The sequence below is a fragment of the Microbacterium sp. NPDC087589 genome, assembly GCF_044743635.1.
Classification (GTDB): domain Bacteria; phylum Actinomycetota; class Actinomycetes; order Actinomycetales; family Microbacteriaceae; genus Microbacterium.
The window spans coordinates 183,951-204,212 of sequence record NZ_JBIUWV010000006.1; the positions used below are offsets into that span (position 1 = coordinate 183,951).

Sequence of the window (20,262 nt, forward strand, 5' to 3'; positions counted from 1 at the left end):
AGGTCGTGCCAGCGCACGCGAAGCGTAGGAGGAGGACCTGATGGTATTGCGAGTACTCATCGCGCCGGACTCGTTGAAGGGGACGGCCACAGCTGCGGAGGCTGCGGCGGCGATCGCGTCAGGATGGCGAGCGATCCGACCGGAGGACGAGATCGAGTGCCGACCGATGGCAGACGGGGGCGAGGGCACACTCAGCGCCTTCGAGGCCTCGGTGCCGGGTGCGGTGCGTCGCTGGACACAGGTGAGCGGCCCGCTCGAGGGCGACGTCCTCGCCTCCTGGATCGAGCTGCCTGACGGGGCTGCGGTGATCGAGCTCGCGGAGTCGAGCGGCATCACCCTTCTCGACCCGCTGTCTCCGATCGAAACGCACACCTACGGGTTCGGCCAGGTGATCGACCATGCGCTGGAGCAGGGGGCCGAGCGGCTGGTGCTCGCGATCGGTGGGAGCGCCTCGACCGACGGCGGGGCGGGAATGCTGACCGCCTTGGGCGCCCGTCTTCTCGATGATTCCGGTGAGCAGATCGCGCGCGGCGGCACCGGGTTGGCCGACATCGCCTCCCGCGACATGTCGCACATGCGCCCGCTGCCTCGAGGAGGCGCGGTGGTCCTCAGCGATGTCGTCAATCCGCTGTTCGGTCGCCGGGGCGCAGCCGCGGTGTTCGGCCCTCAGAAGGGGGCATCACCCGATCAGGCTCAGACCCTCGATCGAAACCTCCGACGGTTCGCTCGCGTCATGGCGCGCTCGGGCGACGCGCCGGGCGCCGGTGCAGCGGGTGGAGCCGGGTACGGCCTGCTCGTGTGGGGTGCTCAGATGTCGTCCGGCGCGGACGGTGTCGCCTCGGCGCTGGAGCTCTCTGCCGCAATCGCTCGTGCCGACGTCGTGATCACGGGCGAAGGGCGGTTCGATCATCAGACCGCTGGTGGAAAGGTCGCTTCGTACGTGGCGCAACTCGCCCCTGACCGTACCTTCCTAATCGCAGGGCGCATCGAAGCCCCTACTCGACCGGCCTTCCAGGACGCCGTCGCCCTCGACGACCTCGCGGGATCGTCCGAGAGTGCGATGCTCCATACGCTTCGCTACCTGTCTGATGCAGGAAGCGCGCTGGCTTCCCGGGTCGCACTCTCTCGCGCGACCCGCGATGAAAGGAAAGAAGATGAAGGTACTCGTCCCTGACACCATCTCACTCGACCTCGATGCGGATGTCGATGTCGTGAACTACGTCGTCGGCGATCCGCTGCCTGCTGAGCATGCCGACGCGGACGTGCTCGTGGTCTGGCAGAACCCGCAGCACCGTCTGGAGGAACTCGCCACCGCGCTCACCCGCGTGCGGCTCGTGCAGACGTTGGCCGCAGGTCCGGATGCGGTGATCGCCGCGGGATTCGCTCCGGAAGCGGTCATCGCATCCGGACGCTCCCTTCACGACACCACGGTGGCAGAGCACGCGCTCGCTCTCACGCTCGCGCTCGTCCGTCGGCTCGACCTCCTGCTCGGCGAACAGCGTGAGGGCAGGTGGGCGCACGGCTTCGTCGCCGTTCAGCAGGCTCCGCAGACGCAGGGGCTCTACACATTGTCAGGCGCCGCGGTGACCATTTGGGGCTTCGGCTCGATCGCCCTCGAGCTCGCGCCGCTGCTCACCGCGTTAGGGGCCGACGTCTTCGGCGTCGCGCAGTCCGACGGCGAGCGCGGCGGGTACCCCGTCGTGGCGGCGGAGCGACTCGACGAGCGTCTGGCCGTCACCGATGTGCTCATCTCGATCCTGCCTGCCTCGAAGGAGACCCTGCGGGCGATGGACCGCGAACGGTTCTCGGCTCTCAAGCAGGGTGCGGTCTTCGTCAACGTGGGCAGAGGAGCCACGGTCGATGAATCCGCGCTGCTCGGAGCGCTGAGAGACGGTTCCCTCCGAGCCGCAGCCCTTGATGTCATGCAGGTCGAGCCGCTTCCGGCTGACAGCGAGCTCTGGACGGCGCCGAACCTCATCCTCACTCCGCATGTGGCGGGCAACAGGCCGCGGGGTGCGACCGCGTTGGTGCGCGCGAATCTCACCGCGCTGCGGAACGGAAGCCCCGTGCGTAATTCGATTTCGCGATGAATAGATATTAGACATCTAAAGTGTTGCAACACAGACGTCAGATGTGTAATGTGAGGGCATGCGCAATGAAGCCACTCACCGCCGCCGCTACCTCGCGGTCGCGCAATCGCTCCTGAACGCGATCGCGCGCGGAGATTATGCATCGGGTGACCGGCTTCCGTCGCATGCCGAGGTGGCAGTGGAGGCAGGAGTCTCCCGAGCGACAGCCCGCGAAGCGCTCCTTGCGTTGGAGCTCGTCGGAGCGGTCGAGGTTCGCCACGGCGACGGCACCTTCGTGCGCGGTCTCGCCGGAGACACCGAGCAGGTCATCACCCCATTGACGTCTCTGCCGCGCGAACTGATCGAGAGCCGGCTGCACATCGAACCGACCGTCGCGGGCCTGGCGGCGCTGCGCATCGACCAGCACGACATCGAGACCCTCGTCGCAGATCTCGCGGTGGCCAGGGAGATCATGGACGACGACGCGAAGGCGCCGCAGTTCATCGCCCTCGGACTGCGTTTCCACGCGCATATCGCATCGTGCGGCGGGAACCAGCTCCTCGCCGAGATCGTCTCCCAGCTCGTGAACGTGGAGTCGCATCCGCTGTGGGCTCTGGTCAACCAGCAGGTGATGAGCGCCGCCGAGGCCCGGCGACTCCAGGTGGAGGAGCATCAGCGCGTACTCGACGCGATCGTCGCCGGTGACTCCGCAGCAGCGATCTCCGAGATGAGCGACCACCTGGGGGAGCTCATCCGCACGGTCTTCCCCCATGGCCCCAAGCCCCGCACCCGCACCGAAGTAGAAAGCAGCACGACCGATGAGCACTGAGATCCCCGCCGACATCGTCATCCACGACGGCGTCATCGTCAACGCGACCGGTCGCCGTCGCGGCACGGTCGTGATCCGTGACGGACGCGTCGCCGAGATCCTCGAGCCCGGCATGACGGCGCCGGCCGCGCACCGCGAGATCCAGGCGGAAGGACGCCTCGTGATCCCCGGCGGAGTCGACCCGCACTGCCACATCGGTCAGGAGCTCGGTGAGTTCCCCATGCTCGACGACTACCGCGAGGCGACGACGGCCGCACTCTGGGGCGGAACAACGACGGTCATCGACTTCGCGATTCCGACCCCCGGAGAGGCGCCTCTGCACGCCGCTCACGCTCGGCTGAAGCTGGCGGACAGCGCGCGGTGCGATGCAGCCCTGCACGGCGCGGTGGTCGACTGGGATTCCACCACGGCGGCGCAGCTCGAGTCGATGGCCGAGATGGGCATCCTCACGACCAAGATGTTCACCACCTACCGCGATGGCGTCATGGCAGGGCCCGACACCATCGACGCCGTCATGAAGACACTCGATCGTCTCGGCGGCATCGCTTATGTGCACGCCGAGTCCAACCACGAGATCGAGGATGCGGTGAGCGCGGCGGTGTCCGCCGGACGAGCGGGAGCCAGGCATCACGCCGAGACCCGACCGGAAGACGCGGAACTCGCAGCCGTACGGGCCGTGATCGATGTGGCTGAGCGCACGGGAACGGCCGTGTACTTCGTGCACCAGACCACGCCGGAGGCCGTCGACCTCGTCGCGCAGGCTCGCGCCCGCGGAGTCCGCGCTTACTCGGAGACCTGCCCGCACTACCTGGTGCTCGACGACTCCGCCTACGCGACCGAGGTCGCGGAGCGATTCGTCTGCTGCCCGCCGCTGCGTTCCCGTGCCACCGTCGAAGGACTCCTCGCCCGAGTTCTCGCGGGTGATGTCGACACCATCGGATCCGACCACTGCTGCTACAGCACGGAGCAGAAGCTGCGCCATGCGCATGACGTCCGTGAGATGCCCAACGGGATGCCGGGTGTGGAGAGCCGCCTCACGGTGACGTTCGACGCGCTGGTCGTGCGCAACGGCATGCGGGAAGAGGACTTCGTCGCCCTGGTGTCGAGCAATCCGGCCGCACTGAACGGATTGCGGACCAAGGGGTGGGTCGGTCCGGGCGCAGACGCCGACTTGGTCGTGTTCGACCCGGAGCTCTCGAAGCCGATCACCGCGGCCGGCAGCCACATGGCCACCGACTACTCGCCGTACGAAGGCCGTGAGTTCACGGGCTGGCCTGTTGTCGTGGTATCCCAGGGGCGGGTCGTCGTCGATCAGGACGGCTTCCACGATCCCGGTGCCGTGGGGCGTCCGCTTCGTGCCGTCGCCAGCCTCGACGGCACGCACGGCCTCACCCGAGTGGGGCGCTCGCCCCAGCTCGAAGCCGATCATCCGTCGAGGGGGACGCTCTGAACCTTCGACCACTGAGATTTCTTCCCTGACACAGAGGAAGATGCGGCGAAAGCAGCCGCGCTGAAAGCGAACGGCCCGACCGTTCTAACCCATCACCGAAGAATCCGGCACCCCTCGCCGGATCGAACAATGGAGTGTTGATGCGTACTACAGCAGTGTCACGACAGCGCACCGTCAGGGCAGCTGCGGCCATCGCCGCGCTGACCATGGGCGTGACCGTCCTCGCAGCATGTTCAGCAGAAGGAGGCGGTCGTGGTGAAGCGACCGACGACTGCCCGGACGGAACGGTCGAGCTGACCGTCCTCCGCGCGACCGACAACGTCCCCAGCGATGAGCAGCTCGCCGCCTACACGGACTCCGTCAACGGGTGCGTGACCTTCGACGTCACCGAGGTGCCGTTCGGACAGCTTGCCGACAAGATCAGCATCCTGGCGCCGTCGTCGAACGCCCCGGACATCCTCGGATATGACAGCCCCGACACCAGTGACTTCGCGTCTCAGGGCATCCTGCTCGCACTCGACGAGTACCTGCCCGACGGTTGGAAGGACGATGTCCTGCCGGCGACGCTCGACGAGTTCACCTACGACGAGCAGGTGTACTCGATGGGCGTCCAGCAGGATGCACTGACGCTCTTCTACAACAAGACGATGACAGACGCCGCCGGCATCTCGGTGCCGTCGACACTCGAAGACGCATGGACCTGGGAAGAGGCACGTGGGGCGTTCCTCTCCTGCCAGGTCGGAGAGCCGGGCAACGCGGACGTGTACGGACTCGCACCGTCGCGTATCGGCGACGGAACGCCGGGCGCGATGTACCGCGACCTGCTGTTCCTGCGCAGCGCGGGCGACCCCGAGGCTCCGGAGGACTCGTCGGCGTACAAGACGTTCTTCGCGCTCTCTCCCGACGGCACCGAGGCCGAGGGCTGGCTGAACACGCCGGAGGCCGTCGAAGCGGCGACCTTCTACCAGAGCCTGTTCCAGGGGCCCGAGGCGGTCACGTCGAAGACCGGGCGCCCGAACGCCTTCATCGACGGCAAGGCCTGCTTCGACCTCGAGGTCAACGAGATCATCCAGAACGTCCAGGATGCGAATGTCGACTTCGAATGGGGCCTCGCCCCGATGCCGTACTTCACCACCCCGATCGTCCACACCGGAGCGATCACCATCGGGGCGGGCGCCAAGTCGAAGGAGCCGGAGGAGGCTGCCAGGGCCGTTGTCGCGATGAGCTCCGGCGCGCTGGTCGAGGAGTACAACCAGGAAGCATTCCGCATGCCGACCCTCACTTCGGTCTATGACGCGCTGCCCGAGTTCCATGAGGTGCCCTACGACCTCATCCGCGACGAGCTGCTCGAGTGGGGCCAGCCCCGCCCGCCGACGCCCTACTTCAGCCAGTACAACCAGATCGTGACCGACGCGCTCCGGGACATCGCCTACGGCGGAGACCCCAAGAGCAAATTGGACGCAGCTGCCTCGCAGCTCGAGTCGGTCCTGCCTCAGTAAGGAATACCTGCCATGACCACCCTCGTGACCCGCGACGGGGGGAAGGCAACGAAGAAGCGGGCGCGGCGAGTTCTGCTCGTCGCGTCCGCCTTCCTCGCCCCCTTCCTGATCCTGTCGATCGTCTTCCAGTACGGCCCGCTGCTCATGCTGGTCCGCGACAGTCTGTTCTCCTACCGACTGACGAATCCGGATGCGCGGGAGTTCGTCGGGCTCCAGAACTTCATCCGAGCGTTCACTGACCCCTCGACAGTGCAGTCGCTCATCGTGACCCTGCTGTTCGCGATCGGTGTCGTCATCCTGACCGTCCCGCTCGCCTTCCTGCTCGCGAACTTCCTCAACAGCAAGCTCCCCGCGCGCGGCTTCGTGCGGACGCTGATTTTCCTGCCGGTCGTCACCTCGGCGGTCGTCGTCGCGACGCTGTGGACGTTCCTGCTCAACAACAACGGCCTCTTCAACTCGATGCTGGCGATGTTCGGCCTCGGCCCCTTCGACTTCCTGACGGACAAATCGCTCGCGTTGCCCGCCATCATCGTGATGAGCGTCTGGCAGCAGATCGGTCTTGCGACTGTGATGTACCTCGGTGGTCTCCAGTCGATCCCCGGGGACGTCGTCGAGGCGGCCACGCTGGACGGCGCCAGTGCGTTCAAGCGTCTGATCACGATCACCATCCCGCTCATGTCGCGCACCACCGTGCTGGTGGTCGTGGTGATGACCGTATTCGCGCTGCAGTCCTTCGCGCCCGCATATGTGATGACGGCCGGGGCGCCCGAGGGCACCACGAACACGCTCGTCTATCACATCTACAAGACGGCGTTCAATCTGCAGCAGCCGGGCTTCGCCTCCGCGATCTCGGTGATCCTGCTCGTGATCGCGATCGTCATCAGCCTCGTGCAGATGCGACTGCTCCGTACCCGATGGGACTACTGATATGACAACCGCAGCGATCATGACGAAGGCGAACCAGGACTACCGCCGTCTTCGTATCCTCCGCGGCATCGCGTCGGTGCTCATCGTGCTGATGATCATCGTGATCTTCGCCTTGCCGTACGTGTGGATGCTCTCGTCCGGGCTCAAGACCCAGGCGTCGATCTTCTCCGACACCAGCCCCATCAGCTGGCGTACTTTCATTCCGACCGACGTGACGTTCGATAACCTCGTATCGCTCTTCGTCGATCGGGGAGTGGGGCGGGCTCTGATCAATTCGGCGATCGTCGCCGCGGCGCAGGTTATCGGAGCGCTCATTGTCTGCACCCTGGCTGCCTACCCGCTCACCCGCATGAACTTCCGCGGACGCGGCGTGATCTTCGCGCTCATCCTCGCCACGTTCATGCTGCCGACCGAGGCGCTTGTCGTCCCGCTCTACCAGCTCGTCGCGGGAATGGGGCTTCAGGACACCCTCGCCGCCGTGGCGTTGCCGTGGATCGCGAGCGCGTTCGGGCTCTTCCTCCTGAAGCAGTCCTTCGAGCAGGTCCCCGCCGAGCTCGACGAGGCGGCCATGCTCGATGGCGCGGGTCACTTCCGGACGTTCTTCTCGGTCATCCTGCCCGTGGTCCGTGCCGACCTGGTCACGTTCGTGCTGCTCATCTTCCTGTTCTCCTGGAACGGGTTCCTGTGGCCGCTGGTCGCGGTGCAGAGCACCGAGAACGTGCTGGTCCAGGTCGCGATCGCGCAGTCCGTCTCGCCGGGCGAGCTGCCCAACTGGGGTCTGACTTTCGCCGGTGCCACCGTGGCCACCATCCCCCTGATCATCCTCTTCATCTTCCTGCAGCGCCTGTTCATCCCCGGTCTCGCGCGCACCGGTATGAAGTAGACCGTCGATCCCGGTCCGACCCATTTACACACCGCACAAGGAGAGAGCAATGAGACTTCAAGGCAGAGTCGCCGTCGTCACCGGCGCCGCATCGGGAATCGGGCGGGCGATCGCTCGACGGTACGCCGCGGAAGGTGCGTCGGTCGTCGTCAGCGACGTCCGATCCGAGCCGATCTACGACGGCACGAGCGGGCGGCCGACCGCGGAGGAGATCGTCGAGTCGGGGGGAGTCGCCGTGTATCAGCAGTGCGACGTCTCGCGCACCGATCAGGTGGAGGCCCTCATGCAGCGCGCGGTCGACGAGTACGGCCGGATCGACATCCTCGTCAACAACGCCGGGCTCGTGCAGTCCTCGACGATCCTCGGAACGTCCGAGGACGACTGGGACCGCCTGATGGGCGTCAACCTGCGCGGACAGTTCCTGTGCTGCAAGGCGGCCCTCTCGCGGATGGTCGAGCAGGAGCCGATCGGCGAGGTGCGCGGCCGCATCATCAATGTGGCCTCGCAGCACGGCATGGTCGGCCCGCCCGAGTTCTTCGCCTATGCCGTGAGCAAAGGCGGGATGGTGCAGATGACCCGGCAGCTCGCCGTCGACTACGGCCGGCTCGGCGTGCTCGTCAACGGCATCGCGCCGGGACGCATCGTCACCGGAACCCATCCGGGTGAGATCGACATGAGCGACCCTGTTCTGGAGTACTCGCGTTCCCGGACGCCGTTCCACAGGCTCGGACGCCCGGAGGACATCGCGGGGGCCGCGCTGTTCCTCGGCTCCGACGACTGCAGCTACATCAGCGGCCACAACCTCCTCGTCGACGGCGGATGGATGGCGTACTGATGATCTCGGAGTCCTCGAGCGCCGGGCCAGAGCGCGACCTCGTCGGGTACGGACGCCACGCGCCGCGGGCCATATGGCCGAACGGGGCGAAGATCGCCGTCAACATCGTGGTGAATTATGAGGAGGGCTCCGAGTACTCCTACGCGATGGGCGACGGGGAGAACGACATCCTCGGCGACTCCTCCTATTCGTTCCCCGCCGACATCCGGGATCTCGCGCAGGAGTCCATGTACGAGTACGGCAGTCGCGTCGGGGTCTGGCGCCTGCTGCGGTTGTTCGCCGAGTTCGGCGTCCCCGCGACGTTCTTCGGCTGCGCGGTGGCGTTCGAGCAGAATCCCGAGGTCGCCACGACCGCGCGGGAGCTTGGCCACGATCTGCTCGGGCATGGTTGGCGGTGGGAGGAGCACTGGCGGTTGAGTAGGGACGAGGAGCGCGAGCGGATCGCCCGCGCTGTCCGATCCTTCGAGCAGACCTGGGGGGCAGCGCCCGACGGCTGGTACTGCCGATACGGCGCATCGGTCAACACGCGCGAGCTCGTCGTCGAGCATGGGGGCTTCCTCTACGACTCGGACGCATACAACGATGACCTGCCGTACTACGTCGACGTCGCCGGCGCCTCGCAGCTGGTAGTGCCGTACTCGCTCACCTACAACGACGTGCAGGGGAGTAAGACGCCCGGCGACTTCCGCGATTACCTCATCCGAGGGTTCGACGAGCTCTGGCTCGAGGGGCAGCGTGGTGCGCCGAAGATGATGTCCGTCGGCCTGCATCCGAGACTGATCGGTCAGGCGGGACGGACGTCGGCGCTGCGGGAGTTCATCGAGCACGCGCAGGCGCGCGGAGACGTCTGGTTCGCGCGCCGAGGCGACATCGCGCGGTGGTGGTCCGACAACCACGAGGGATTCGCGCTCGTAGACCTCGCCGACCCGCGATCGTGACGTCGACGCCCGGGGATCTCCGCGACAGGGAGCGACGGCTCGATGCGGTGCTCGCATCGCTCTCCCTCGACGCCGCGGTGATCACCGGCGTGGGCACGGTCGGTGGCCACGCCGAGCTGTCGTGGCTGACCGGCCACGTCCCCGACCACCGCGGTGCGTGGGCCCTGCGCGTGGTGGGCGAGGCGACGACTCTGGTGATCCCCGACGGCGGACCCGAGCCGACCGATGACGAGTCGTCGTCGATCCGCAGCCCCGAGGACGGCCGCTGCCCGCAGGCGCAGATCGCCGCAGCACTCCTCGACGGAGCGCGGATCGGTGTCGCCGGCACAGGGAGCACGATCGCCTCGTCGTTCCCCGCGGTCGTCCTCGACATCGGGGCACACCTGGCCGGACTCGCGCGTGAGGTCTCTCCGACGACGGCGACCGCGCTCCGGGAGCATGCAGAGGTCGTTCGACGCGCGCTCGCCGCAACCGCGACGGTCCTCGTGCCGGGTGTGAACGAACTCGACATCGCCGCGGCGACGGCGTCCGAACTCGCGCGCGGCGGCTCGGTCCTCCAGATCATCCACGCGTCGGTCGATCGCTTCCACGCGCAGCGTCCGTCGGCTCGTCGCGTCGCCCCGGGGTCGATCGTGACGATCTTCGCCGAGAGCGCCCCCGCCGTCGGGGGGTGGGTCGAGGGCGGGATCGTCGTCCCTGTGGACGGCGCCGACACGGCGGCCCAGCGCATGATTGAGGCGCTGGACGCAGCATTGCGGGCGGGCATCGCCGCCGCGCGGCCGGGACGGACTCTGGGCGAGGTCGCAACAACTATGGCGCAGCACCTGCGCGACGTCGGAGAGCCGACGATCGGGTGGGGGCACTCCACGGGCTCCGATCAGGGGCCGCTGGTCGTGCGGCACGATTCCGTCGAGACGATCCGGGCAGGGGACGCCCTGTGCCTGCATCCTTCTGTCCGCGCGGCCGACGGCCGTTCGGCCGGGGTCGCGACCACGGTGCTCATCGGCACCGACACCACCGAGGACCTCATCCCCGCCGCCGTGCGGGATGCGATCCGTGCAACGGCGCGGGCGTGACGCCCGCACCTCTGAGAGGAGTCATCATGTCGGAGCAATCCGTCGCCATCATCACCGGTGCCGCGAGCGGCATCGGTCGAGCACTCGCTGTGGCCTACGGCAAGGCCGGAGTCCGCACGGTCGTGGGCACCTTCCCCGGTGACCCGCACGACCCCGAGGAGACGGTGGCAGCCGTGCGCGCCGTCGGCGGCGAAGCTGTCGTACAGGAGGTCGACGTGCGCTCGAGCGCGATGGTGGATGCCTTCGCCCAGCGTGCGCTCGACGAATGGGGGCGACTGGACATCGCCGTCGCGAACGCCGGCATGGTGCGTCTCGCGGCACTCTCCGATCTCGATGACGACGCATGGAACGACACCCTCTCCGTCGACCTCGGTGGCGTGGTGCGGGTCTTTCGCGCGGCGGCCGCACGCATGCCGGACGGCGGAGCTCTCGCCGGCGTCTCCTCGATCTCCGGCGGGGTGTACGGATGGCCCGATCACGCCCATTACACCGCGGCGAAGGCGGGAGTGCTGGGCCTCTGCAAGGCGCTCGCGGTCGAGCTCGCGCCGCGCGGCATCCGGGTGAACTCCGTCATCCCCGGAGTCATCGAGACCGCGCAGACCCAGGACGCCGTCAACTCCTTCGGCGTCGACGGGCTGGCGGCCGCGGGGCCGAAGATCCCGGCCGGTCGGGTCGGGCGCCCTGAAGAGGTCGCCGAGGCACTCCGCTTCCTCACCTCTCCGCTGGCGAGCTACATCACGGGGCAGCAGCTCATCGTGGACGGCGGCCTGACCGTGCAGATGCCGATCTCATGAGCCGCGTCATTGTTCTGGGGTCGCTGAACGAGGATCTGGTCGTCGAGGTCGACCGGGCCGCGGCGCCGGGGGAGACGATCCTCGCCCGCTCGCTCTCCCGCCACCCCGGTGGCAAGGGCGCCAACCAGGCCGTTGCGGCGGCGCGCGCGGGAGCGAACGTACGGATGCGCGGTGCAATCGGCGCCGACGACGCCGGAGCTCGACTCGTCGGCAACCTCGAGGCCCAAGGAGTCGACACGTCCGGCGTCTCCCGCGGTTCCCGATCGACGGGACTCGCGATCGTCACCCTCGACAGTACGGCGGAGAACTCGATCGTCGTCGTCTCGGGGGCGAACAGCGACGTCACCGGTGTCGAGGGCGGCGACGTCGGGCTCGCGGACGCTGTCTTCGTGACCCAGCTCGAGATCCCCCTCTCCTCGGCGCGCCACGGTCTCCGGGACGCGCACGAGGCAGGCGCACGCACGGTGCTCAATGCCGCCCCGGCCGCGGACGTCCGAGAGCTCATGCCCTACGTCGATGTCCTGGTCGTCAACGAGACGGAGGCTGTCGCCCTCGCCGATGACGAACCCGATGCCGCCCGGGCCGCCGAGCGGCTGAGCGCGGAGCACGATGCCGACTTAGTGCTCACCCTCGGTGCAAAGGGCGCACTGATCGTACGACGCGGCACTTCTCCGCAGCGGATAGACGGAGTGCGCGTGGACGCCGTGGACACGACGGGAGCAGGGGACACGTTCGTCGGCGTCCTGGCCGCCGAACTCGCGCACGGTCGCACGCTCGCCGAGGCTGCGGACACCGCCAACATCGCCGCGGCGCTCGCCTGCACCGCCGTGGGGGCCCAGGCGGCCATGCCGAACCTGTCCGCGATCGCCGCTTTCCGCGAGGCGAGCACGGCACGGGGAGGCGCGCGCGCCTAAGGTGGGGGAAGCACACGACGGCGGAGACGGGGCGGCATGCGCAGCACGGTGACACTCCTCGAAGTCGCGGCCGCTGCCGGAGTGTCCGTGGCCACCGCCTCGCGGGCTCTCGCGGGCAAGGATCGTGTCTCCGCGGCGACCGTGGTCCGTGTGAAGGCCGAGGCCCAGCGACTGGGCTATCGGGTCGACCCGATAGCTCGGGCGCTCCGTGAGGGATCGACCCGGCTGATCGGCATGGTCGTCCCCGTGATCGGCAATCCCTTCTACTCGCGGCTTCTCGACGCGGTGGAACAGGTGTCGCACGCGCACGGCTTCGAACTGCTCGTCGCCGATTCGCACGCGGATCCGACGGAGGAGGCGCGACGCCTGCGGGTCCTCGCCGGGCGCAAGGTCGACGGGATGCTCCTCGCTCCGACCGTCAGCGCCGCGGCGCGTGAGTCGACCGTCCCCATGCCGGTCGACGTACCCCTGGTGCAGATCGACCGCGTCGTCGGTCCCGCTGCTGCGGACTTCGTCGGAGTGGACAATGCGCTCGGCATCGGGATGCTGGTGGAGCATCTCGTGAGCTGCGGCGCACGCACCATGATGTACGTCGGTGCGGATGACGTGAACAACAGCGGGCGGGAGCGGTGGCAGGCCTTCGGCGCCCATGCGGAGATTCACGGCGTCACCACGCCGCCGCCGGTGCGCGACGGGTTCGACGTGAAGACCGGCGTCGCTGGGGCCGAGGCGATCCTGCGGATGCCGGAGCGTCCTGATGCTGTGGTGGCCGGATCGGATCTGATCGCCTTCGGCCTCATCTCACGACTTCGGGAAGGCGGTGTGTCGGTGCCGGAGAACATCCTCGTGACCGGTTTCGACGGCACTGACATGGCGCAGCTGTTCTATCCGACTTTGACGACGGTCGTGCAGCCGATCGAGGCCATCGCCTATGAGGCGGTGCAGTTCCTGCGGTCGAGGATTGACGGTTCGGATGCGCCGTGGCGCAGCAACCGCATCGCCCCGGCGTTGCGGGTCGCCGGCTCCACGACACGGTAGGAGCGGATCCGGAACGCTGGAGCGTCACCTCACGCGGGGTGCGTGTCCTGATACGTGCGCAGCGTGCTAGGTCCGAACGCGTCGGGGAGTACCTCGTCGATCGTCTTGATGCCGCTTAGCGTGTCGAGTAGCATTCCTTCGGCGGAGTGCTCGAACAGCAGCTGACGGCAGCGTCCGCACGGCATGAGCACCGCGCCGTCCCCGTCGACGCAGGCGAAGGCGACGAGTGAGCCGCCGCCCGTCATCACGAGGTTCGAGACGAGAGAGCACTCGGCGCACAGACCCACCCCGTAGGACGCGTTCTCGATGTTTGCTCCCGTCACGATGCGGCCGTCGTCGACGAGCGCGGCCACCCCCACGGGGAATCTTGAGTAGGGCACATAGGCCCGGGTCACCGCCTCGCGTGCGTGTGTGCGGAGCGTGTCCCAGGTCGAGGGGGTGATCTCGGTCATCGTCATGATCCTCTTCATCGTGTGGTGGTGGTGTGTGACAGGGAACGGGTCGAGCCGCCGACCCGTAGCGTCGGAGCAAAGGTGGCGTCGGTCGGAGCGGACGCCTTCCCCTCAGAGATCCGTCGGGTGAGCATGTCGACGGCGGCGAGCGTGATCGCCTCGAGTGGCTGGCGCACGGTCGTAAGTGCGGGCTGGACGACGTTTGCGAACACCGTTCCGTCGAAACCCGTCACCTGCGTGTGGTCGGGCACGCGGTGCCCCGAACGCTGGATCTCGCCCAGGGCGCCCAGGGCGATCAGGTCGTCGGTGCAGACGATCGCGGACGGTAGGTCAGCCAGCGACCGCACGGCGTCGCGACCGGTCTCGATGGTGAACTGATGGCGATGGACGCCGATCACCTCGAGCCCGAACGCGGTCGAGGACTCGAGGAACGCCGCGATGCGTTCCTCGCCCGTCGTGGTCGCCGTATCGGTCCCGACCAGGAGCACGGATCCGGAGCCGATCAGGGCGAGGTGTTTGGCGACCAGCCTCATACCCTCGACGTTGTCGACACCCGCGAAGTCGGCGATCCCCGACTGGGCGCGTCGGTCCAACTGCACGAGGGGAGTGCGGGAGGCCGTTTCGCTGATCGCCGCCGCGGATTCATCGTGCACGGCGGGGACCACGAGGATGCCGTCGACCCGTCGCGACTCCAGGAGACGCAGGCGCTCCGCTTCGGCGGAGGGATCCGCGTGAGAGTCTCCGACGATCAGCTGGTATCCGAGGTCGTGCAGCCGGGACTCGGCGGCGCGGATGAGTTCGGCGAAGAACGGATTCTCAATGTGGGGGACAAGCATCCCGATAGTGGAGGAGCTCCCTTCCCGGAGAGCGCGACCGATGGCGTTGGGGGCGTAGCCCAGGCGCTTCGCCACCGCCGTCACATGCTCGACGGTCTGCGGCGACACACGTCCGCGGTTGCGCATGGCGCGCGATGCCGTCCCGATCGACACCCCCGCGGCCAGGGCGACGTCGTTCAGAGAGACCGGCTTCATATGCGTTCTCCTTTCTCGCGTCGCACATGTTTGACATGTCGGAAACTTCATTCTACGATCCGATACGGCCAATGCGTAATCGATTACGCTGGCCTATCGCGTCGGCATCTGCGACGTCCATCCCGCTGTCGCGACGGAACCGGTCACGACACCCTCGAAGGAGAGAAACACCCCATGGCTCAGAAGATCATCCTCGACTGCGACCCCGGCCACGACGACGCGATCGCGCTGATGCTCGCGCACGGCAACCCCGATATCGACCTCGTCGCGGTGACGACGGTCGGAGGGAACGCGGTCCTCGAGAAGACGACGAAGAACACCCTCGGCATCCTCACCATCGCCGGCATCACAGGCGTCCCGGTCGCCGCGGGATGCGTGCGACCCCTCATCCGCGAGGGCGAGGACGCCGACGTGCACGGAGAGTCCGGCCTCGACGGTGTCGTCCTGCCCGAGCCGATCATGGAGCTCGACCGACGCCACGGCGTCGACCTCATCATCGACACGATCATGGAGGCGGAGCCGAAGACGATCACGCTCGTCCCCACCGGCCCGCTGACGAACATCGCGATGGCCATGCGCAAGGAGCCACGCATCATCGAACGCGTGAAGGAGGTCGTGCTCATGGGCGGGGGCGTCCACGTGGGCAACTGGTCCGCCGTCGCGGAGTTCAACATCAAGATCGACCCCGAGGCCGCGCACATCGTGTTCGACGCGCCGTGGGAGGTCACCATGATCGGTCTCGACGTCACGCACCAGGCCCTCGCGACCGACGAGGTCGTCGCGCGGATCAAGGCGCTGAACACGCCGCTGTCTGAGTTCGTCCTCGGGCTGTTCGGCTTCTTCCAGGAGGCGTACCGCGACGCGCAGGGCTTCGAGTTCCCACCGGTGCACGACCCGGTTGCCGTCGCCCGTGTCATCGACCCGAGCATCGTGGGCACCGTCCGCGCCCCCATCCGCGTCGAGATCCACGGCGACTACACGCTCGGAATGACGGTCACGGAGCTGCGCCCCGCGCACATCCCGGCCGACTGCAACACGCGGGCGGGGCTGACCCTCGACGCCGACCGCTTCTGGGACCTGACGATCGACGCGATCGAGCGCCTCGGCAAGGCAGCCGCGAATGGCTGATCAGCGGGATGAAACGCTGAAGCCGAACACGGAGGTGATCGTGTCGCGGCAGATCGTCACGATCGCCCACACGAGCACGGCGGCGCTCATGGTGGCGCTCCTCCTCGCGTGCTTCGCGTTCCAGCTCAACGCGTCGATGCTGTCGCCCGCGCTCAAGGGCATGGAGACCGACCTCGACGCGACGACCGCGCAGATCGGGCTTACCCAGACCGCGTTCTTCGCGTCGGCGGCGGTGTTCTCGCTGTTCCTGCCGCGTCTGGCGGACCTCCGCGGGCGCCGCAGAGTGCTCACCGTGATGCTCGTCGTGACGGCCGTCGGCTGCGTCGTCAGCGCGATCGCTCCCAACGTCGCCTGGCTGTTCGTCGGACGGATCATCCAGGGCGTCGCCGGTCCCACGGTCGTGATGTGCCTGATCCTCCTGCGCACTCACGTCACGAACCCCCGCCGCTACGCGACCCTGCTCGGAGTGATCACCTCGGTCAACGGGGGCATCGCCGGAGTGGACGCGATCGCCGGCGGGTGGCTGGCGGAAAACTTCGGTTTCGAGGCGATCTTCTGGGTCATGGCGGTCGTCGCGCTCATCGCCGCCGCCGCGCTGCGGTTCATGACCAATGAGTCCACAGTGGTCGACCCGCCTCCGATGGACTGGCGAGGGGCGCTTCTGCTCGTCATCGCTGTCGGTGCTCTCTACCTGGCCTTCGATCAGCTCGCCGCCCTGGGAGACGCCAACCCGGTGCTCATCGGTGTTCTTCTCGTCGTGGCCGTGGCAGCGTTCCTCCTGTTCTGGCACGTCGAGTCGCGGCTCGAGCATCCCCTGGTCACCACGGTCTACCTCAAGCAGCGCAGCACGTGGGGTCTGCTCCTCACCACACTGCTGACGTTAACCGGGGTGTTCGCGGTGATGAACCAGATCGTCCCCGCGATCGCGCAGGACGCAGATGCGGGGGCCGGCCTCTCGGCGTCGATCGCCCCGTTCGTCACGCTGACCCCGTACGCCCTCGCCGGCCTCGCGATGGGGCCGCTGTCGGGCTACCTCGCCGGCCGGTTCGGGTACAAGCGCGTACTTCAGATCGGACTGATCACGAGCATCGCGGGTGTTGCGCTCACACTGACGCTGGTGGGTACCGACAACCTCGTGCTGCTCGCCGGAGCGTCGATCTTCGTCGGCATCGCCTATGCGGGCATGGTGAACATCATGCTCAACGGCCTTTGCGTGGTGCTGTCACCTGAAGACAACCCGGGCTACCTGCCCGGCCTGAACGCGGGGGCGTTCAACCTGGGTGCCGGGCTGTCGTTCGTCGTCCTCCCACTCGTGCAGACGGTGTTCGGCGGGCCGGACGACACTGGAGCCGGCTACGCCGCCGGCATCCTCACCGGTGCGGGGATCCTCGTGCTGGCTTTCCTCGCCAGCACGCTGATCCCGCGCACTCCGGCGGGCGCTCAGCTCCGACAGCGCTCGGTGAGGCGCATGTCTGCGGCGTTCGCCCCACCACCGCCATTAACCCTCAAGTTAAGGAGAACTCCGCGATGAGTAGGTCAACAGTCACGGCGCCGCCGGTCATCGATATCTTGAATCGCGTTTCGGGCAGCGTCGCGATCATCGGCTCCGCTAACGCCGACATCACCGTACGCACGTCCACGCTGCCCCGACCGGGTGAGACTGTTGCAGGAGCGCCAGTCGATGTCCTCCCCGGAGGGAAGTCTGCAAACCAGGCTGCTCAGGCGTCGTTGCTCGGCGCGGCGGTGGCGTTCCTCGGGGCTATCGGTCAAGACGCCTACGGCGACCTTCTCGAGGCGTCGCTGATCGAGTCCGGCGTCGACATCACCCACCTCGACCGCATCGCCGAAGCTTCGGGTACTGCGGTCATCACGGTCGACGATTACGGTGAGAACACGATCGTGGTGAGTGCAGGTGCGAACGACGCCGTCGACGAGTACTTCGTCGACACTCGTGCGATCGTGATCCGCGACGCGGTCGTAGTCGGGCTGTGTCTCGAGGCCCCGCTGAGCGGGGTGCTCGCTGCCGCGCGCCTCGCATCTGAACACCACTCGCAAGTCCTCCTGAATCTCTCGCCGTTTCGCGAGGTTCCCGCCGAACTGCTCCAACTGGTCGACGTCCTGGTGGTGAATGAGACCGAACTGTCGGATCTGCTCGGAGAGCCCGTCGACGTCGACGGGCTGCTCTCCGACCATTTCGTGCAAGAAAGCGTCGCCGTGCGCCTCGCCGTCGTCGGTGTTGCGCGCGCAGTGGTGACTCTAGGAGGGCGGGGAGCGTTGGTCCTCGACGGTCACGTCGCTACGCCGATTCGCGCCATATCGATCACTCCTGTCGACACGACCGGGTGTGGGGACTCGTTCTTCGGCGCGATACTGGCGGCGCTGGCTTCAGGGGCTTCCCTCGTCGACGCCTGTCGCATGGCGACCGTGACGGCTGCCGTAGCTGCAACTCGAAGGGGAGCACAGCGGAGCTATGCGGATCGGTCCGAGCTGAGAGACCTACTCGGCCACTGATCGGGTTGACTCATGGAGCATCGCGATGGACTGAGCCGTTTACGTGCGAGGTCATGGCGTCCCCGGAGGCCACGTGTTCCTGTCTGAACTCGCGCCCTGGTGTAACACGCAGCTTCAGCGATCTGCAGCGCGTCGCCCTCGCGTTTCAGGTGGCGGGGCCTGACCCCGGCTCCGAGGCGATCCTGTCAGTGCGACCTCTCCGCTTTACTTGTCGACGAGCGTGATCTCGAACGAGTAGCGATCGGGGGGAGTAGGCGTGGTGGCCGTATTCCACGGCCCGCCCCGAGTTGTCGAACGCCGTGCGCGACATCGTCAACAGTGCCGCGTTCTTCGGAAGGCTCCGAAGCTCGCTTTCCCGTGTCGTGGCGGCGCGCGCTCGATCCTCTGCTTCGCGACGCGCATCGTGACGCCGCGCATGCGCAGCAACTGGTAGGGACACATCGTCTCGAGGGTGCTGATCCTCGTGTTCATCGCGTTCATGCAGGGAACAACCGCACCCGGGACGTTCCTGATGATTGCCGCGATCTTCTCGCTGAAGATGCGCGGTCTCATGGTCGGAGCGAGCCCGTTCGTCCTGTGGGTCGTCAACGCCATCATCCAGCTGGTCTCCCCCCCTGTCGCAGCCCTCGGCTTCGGAACGTTCCTCGCCTTCGCCGCAGTCGGAGTGTTCGCCATCTGGTTAGTAGCGACCGCGGTCCCCGAGACGCGCGGTCACACGCTCGCGCGACTCGAGGAGATTCCGCACTCGCTGGAGCTGAGTTGGGCCCGCATCAGAGGCCCCACCAATGCGCCTGGAGGCGTTGCATCGACGATAAAGACTTTGTTCGATGCCTGCTTCCGGGTGGCGTGGGGATGTCGTCGTGCTCCCGTGGGGACGGGGTTCGCGCTGATAGTCCGGATTGGGGGTCTTATCGCGGCCAATGGGCCAGACGTTGAAGTGAGATGGGGCTGAGTAGGTATCTGGCGTCTGAGCAGTGCTCGAGCGGGATCGCGAGGGTTCGAGCGTCTGCAAAGTAGCGAGGTCGTCCGGAGGCTGACCGATACGCTTCGACGGTGAACATGAAACCTCTCGGCGTCGGATCACAGCAGGCGTACAGGCATGCGCAGGTTACTCACGCCACGATGACCACCCAGTCGTACTGCCAGTGGAAGTACAGTTCCCCGACACCAGGGACAACCTGGGGCATTCAGTGCCGATATCGGCTTTGATGGATCGCATGAAGAGGCCTGTGCTGTTCGGAGCGTCAGTGCTGATGATCGGGTTGCTCGCCGGCTGCGTCGCGCAACCGGACCGCACCCCGGAATTGAGCGAAACCGCGAACGCGGAAGACGCCCTGCCTGCGGAGGTGGATGAGGTCGGCGGTTTGCAGCTGGACGAGTCCACCGTTCGCTTCGCGGGCGAGGAGGAGGGCTGGCGAGTGTTCATCGGTCGGTCCGTTGAGGTCGATGATGTGACCTCGTATCGCTTCGTGGCCGTCCCAGAAGACGACGAGAGTCAGGGCCTGTGCGGGGACTCGCTCCCCGCTCGGGTGAACGTTCTGGATGGACCCTCGTTCTGGTTCACAGGTGACACGGGAACGACACCCGATGGATTCGAGCAGCTCTCGCCGAGCGTGTACTGGAAGCCGGCGGAGTAGACACGAGAGCCGCGAGCCGCTCAGGTGCGCTCGGTTGCTGGGGGTCTCTGATCGGAGTGCCCCAGCAACCGAGCGCAGCGGAGCGCACGAAATCCGCGAGATTCCGCGGAAGTCGGATCGGGGGTCATAAGCAGTGCGGACCCGCCATGGCTTATGACCCCGTGCTGGCGCGCCGCTTCGCCTGCTCGATCAACTCGTCGATCGTCACGTCTGCGTCGACGTATGACTGGGCACTCCCCAGGACTGCCGGA

Annotated in this window: 21 protein-coding genes; 18 read left to right on the forward strand and 3 right to left on the reverse strand. The window is 67.1% G+C overall.

What is annotated here, in order from left to right; translation table 11 throughout:
- Window positions 1-40: 40 nt before the first annotated feature.
- From ACIOU8_RS13845 to ACIOU8_RS13905, 13 genes are all read left to right on the forward strand, one after another.
- On the forward strand, window positions 41-1,174 hold the full coding sequence (locus ACIOU8_RS13845) for a glycerate kinase (protein WP_400790526.1): 1,134 nt from the start codon (window positions 41-43) through the stop codon (window positions 1,172-1,174).
- A complete protein-coding gene (locus ACIOU8_RS13850) occupies window positions 1,155-2,090 on the forward strand; it encodes an NAD(P)-dependent oxidoreductase (protein ID WP_400790529.1) in 936 nt (311 codons plus the stop codon). Before ACIOU8_RS13845 ends, ACIOU8_RS13850 begins: the two co-directional genes overlap by 20 nt.
- Before the next feature lie 58 nt (window positions 2,091-2,148).
- The gene (locus ACIOU8_RS13855) at window positions 2,149-2,898 is read left to right on the forward strand and encodes a FadR/GntR family transcriptional regulator (RefSeq protein ID WP_400790532.1); all 750 of its coding nucleotides are present in this window, start codon (window positions 2,149-2,151) and stop codon (window positions 2,896-2,898) included.
- Complete coding sequence (locus ACIOU8_RS13860; protein WP_400790535.1) at window positions 2,888-4,348, forward strand: amidohydrolase family protein; 1,461 nt, start codon at window positions 2,888-2,890, stop codon at window positions 4,346-4,348. Before ACIOU8_RS13855 ends, ACIOU8_RS13860 begins: the two co-directional genes overlap by 11 nt.
- 140 nt (window positions 4,349-4,488) lie before the next feature.
- Window positions 4,489-5,847, forward strand: a complete 1,359-nt coding sequence (locus tag ACIOU8_RS13865; protein WP_400790537.1) for an extracellular solute-binding protein — start codon at window positions 4,489-4,491, stop codon at window positions 5,845-5,847.
- Between the two features lie 12 nt (window positions 5,848-5,859).
- On the forward strand, window positions 5,860-6,774 hold the full coding sequence (locus ACIOU8_RS13870) for a carbohydrate ABC transporter permease (RefSeq protein ID WP_400790539.1): 915 nt from the start codon (window positions 5,860-5,862) through the stop codon (window positions 6,772-6,774).
- A 1-nt stretch (window position 6,775) separates the two neighbouring features.
- On the forward strand, window positions 6,776-7,657 hold the full coding sequence (locus ACIOU8_RS13875) for a carbohydrate ABC transporter permease (RefSeq protein WP_400790542.1): 882 nt from the start codon (window positions 6,776-6,778) through the stop codon (window positions 7,655-7,657).
- A 49-nt stretch (window positions 7,658-7,706) separates the two neighbouring features.
- A complete protein-coding gene (locus tag ACIOU8_RS13880; protein WP_400790544.1) occupies window positions 7,707-8,492 on the forward strand; it encodes an SDR family NAD(P)-dependent oxidoreductase in 786 nt (261 codons plus the stop codon).
- The gene (locus ACIOU8_RS13885) at window positions 8,492-9,430 is read left to right on the forward strand and encodes a polysaccharide deacetylase family protein (RefSeq protein ID WP_400790546.1); all 939 of its coding nucleotides are present in this window, start codon (window positions 8,492-8,494) and stop codon (window positions 9,428-9,430) included. The genes ACIOU8_RS13880 and ACIOU8_RS13885 overlap by 1 nt, the downstream gene beginning before the upstream one ends.
- A complete protein-coding gene (locus ACIOU8_RS13890; protein WP_400790548.1) occupies window positions 9,427-10,506 on the forward strand; it encodes a M24 family metallopeptidase in 1,080 nt (359 codons plus the stop codon). Before ACIOU8_RS13885 ends, ACIOU8_RS13890 begins: the two co-directional genes overlap by 4 nt.
- Before the next feature lie 26 nt (window positions 10,507-10,532).
- Window positions 10,533-11,300, forward strand: a complete 768-nt coding sequence (locus tag ACIOU8_RS13895; RefSeq protein ID WP_400790550.1) for an SDR family NAD(P)-dependent oxidoreductase — start codon at window positions 10,533-10,535, stop codon at window positions 11,298-11,300.
- A complete protein-coding gene (locus ACIOU8_RS13900; RefSeq protein ID WP_400790552.1) occupies window positions 11,297-12,214 on the forward strand; it encodes a ribokinase in 918 nt (305 codons plus the stop codon). Before ACIOU8_RS13895 ends, ACIOU8_RS13900 begins: the two co-directional genes overlap by 4 nt.
- A 36-nt stretch (window positions 12,215-12,250) precedes the next feature.
- On the forward strand, window positions 12,251-13,252 hold the full coding sequence (locus ACIOU8_RS13905) for a LacI family DNA-binding transcriptional regulator (protein ID WP_400790555.1): 1,002 nt from the start codon (window positions 12,251-12,253) through the stop codon (window positions 13,250-13,252).
- Window positions 13,253-13,281: 29 nt separating this feature from the next.
- Here the strand turns inward: ACIOU8_RS13905 and ACIOU8_RS13910 are convergent, their stop codons facing one another.
- Window positions 13,282-13,704 (reverse strand): cytidine deaminase, encoded by a 423-nt coding sequence (locus tag ACIOU8_RS13910; protein ID WP_400790557.1) that lies wholly within the window; start codon window positions 13,702-13,704, stop codon window positions 13,282-13,284.
- 14 nt (window positions 13,705-13,718) lie between these two features.
- The gene (locus ACIOU8_RS13915) at window positions 13,719-14,735 is read right to left on the reverse strand and encodes a LacI family DNA-binding transcriptional regulator (RefSeq protein WP_400790560.1); all 1,017 of its coding nucleotides are present in this window, start codon (window positions 14,733-14,735) and stop codon (window positions 13,719-13,721) included.
- A gap of 174 nt (window positions 14,736-14,909) precedes the next feature.
- Between ACIOU8_RS13915 and ACIOU8_RS13920 the strand changes: the two genes are divergently transcribed.
- From ACIOU8_RS13920 to ACIOU8_RS13930, 3 genes are read left to right on the forward strand one after another with little or no spacing between them, the layout of a single operon-like run.
- Window positions 14,910-15,863 carry a nucleoside hydrolase gene (locus ACIOU8_RS13920; protein ID WP_400790563.1) on the forward strand — a complete coding sequence of 318 codons (954 nt, stop codon included), beginning with the start codon at window positions 14,910-14,912 and terminating at the stop codon, window positions 15,861-15,863.
- Complete coding sequence (locus ACIOU8_RS13925) at window positions 15,856-17,394, forward strand: MFS transporter (RefSeq protein WP_400790566.1); 1,539 nt, start codon at window positions 15,856-15,858, stop codon at window positions 17,392-17,394. The genes ACIOU8_RS13920 and ACIOU8_RS13925 overlap by 8 nt, the downstream gene beginning before the upstream one ends.
- Window positions 17,391-18,374, forward strand: coding sequence for a ribokinase (locus tag ACIOU8_RS13930; RefSeq protein WP_400790569.1), 984 nt, complete (start codon window positions 17,391-17,393; stop codon window positions 18,372-18,374). The genes ACIOU8_RS13925 and ACIOU8_RS13930 overlap by 4 nt, the downstream gene beginning before the upstream one ends.
- Window positions 18,375-18,519: 145 nt before the next feature.
- Here the strand turns inward: ACIOU8_RS13930 and ACIOU8_RS13935 are convergent, their stop codons facing one another.
- Window positions 18,520-18,813, reverse strand: coding sequence for a UTRA domain-containing protein (locus ACIOU8_RS13935; RefSeq protein ID WP_400790571.1), 294 nt, complete (start codon window positions 18,811-18,813; stop codon window positions 18,520-18,522).
- Window positions 18,814-18,825: 12 nt separating this feature from the next.
- On the opposite strand from ACIOU8_RS13935, the gene ACIOU8_RS13940 reads away from it, so the two are divergent.
- Both ACIOU8_RS13940 and ACIOU8_RS13945 read left to right on the forward strand, forming a co-directional pair.
- The gene (locus ACIOU8_RS13940; RefSeq protein WP_400790573.1) at window positions 18,826-19,326 is read left to right on the forward strand and encodes an MFS transporter; all 501 of its coding nucleotides are present in this window, start codon (window positions 18,826-18,828) and stop codon (window positions 19,324-19,326) included.
- A 295-nt stretch (window positions 19,327-19,621) separates the two neighbouring features.
- Window positions 19,622-20,011, forward strand: a complete 390-nt coding sequence (locus tag ACIOU8_RS13945; RefSeq protein WP_400790575.1) for a hypothetical protein — start codon at window positions 19,622-19,624, stop codon at window positions 20,009-20,011.
- Window positions 20,012-20,262 lie beyond the last annotated feature (251 nt).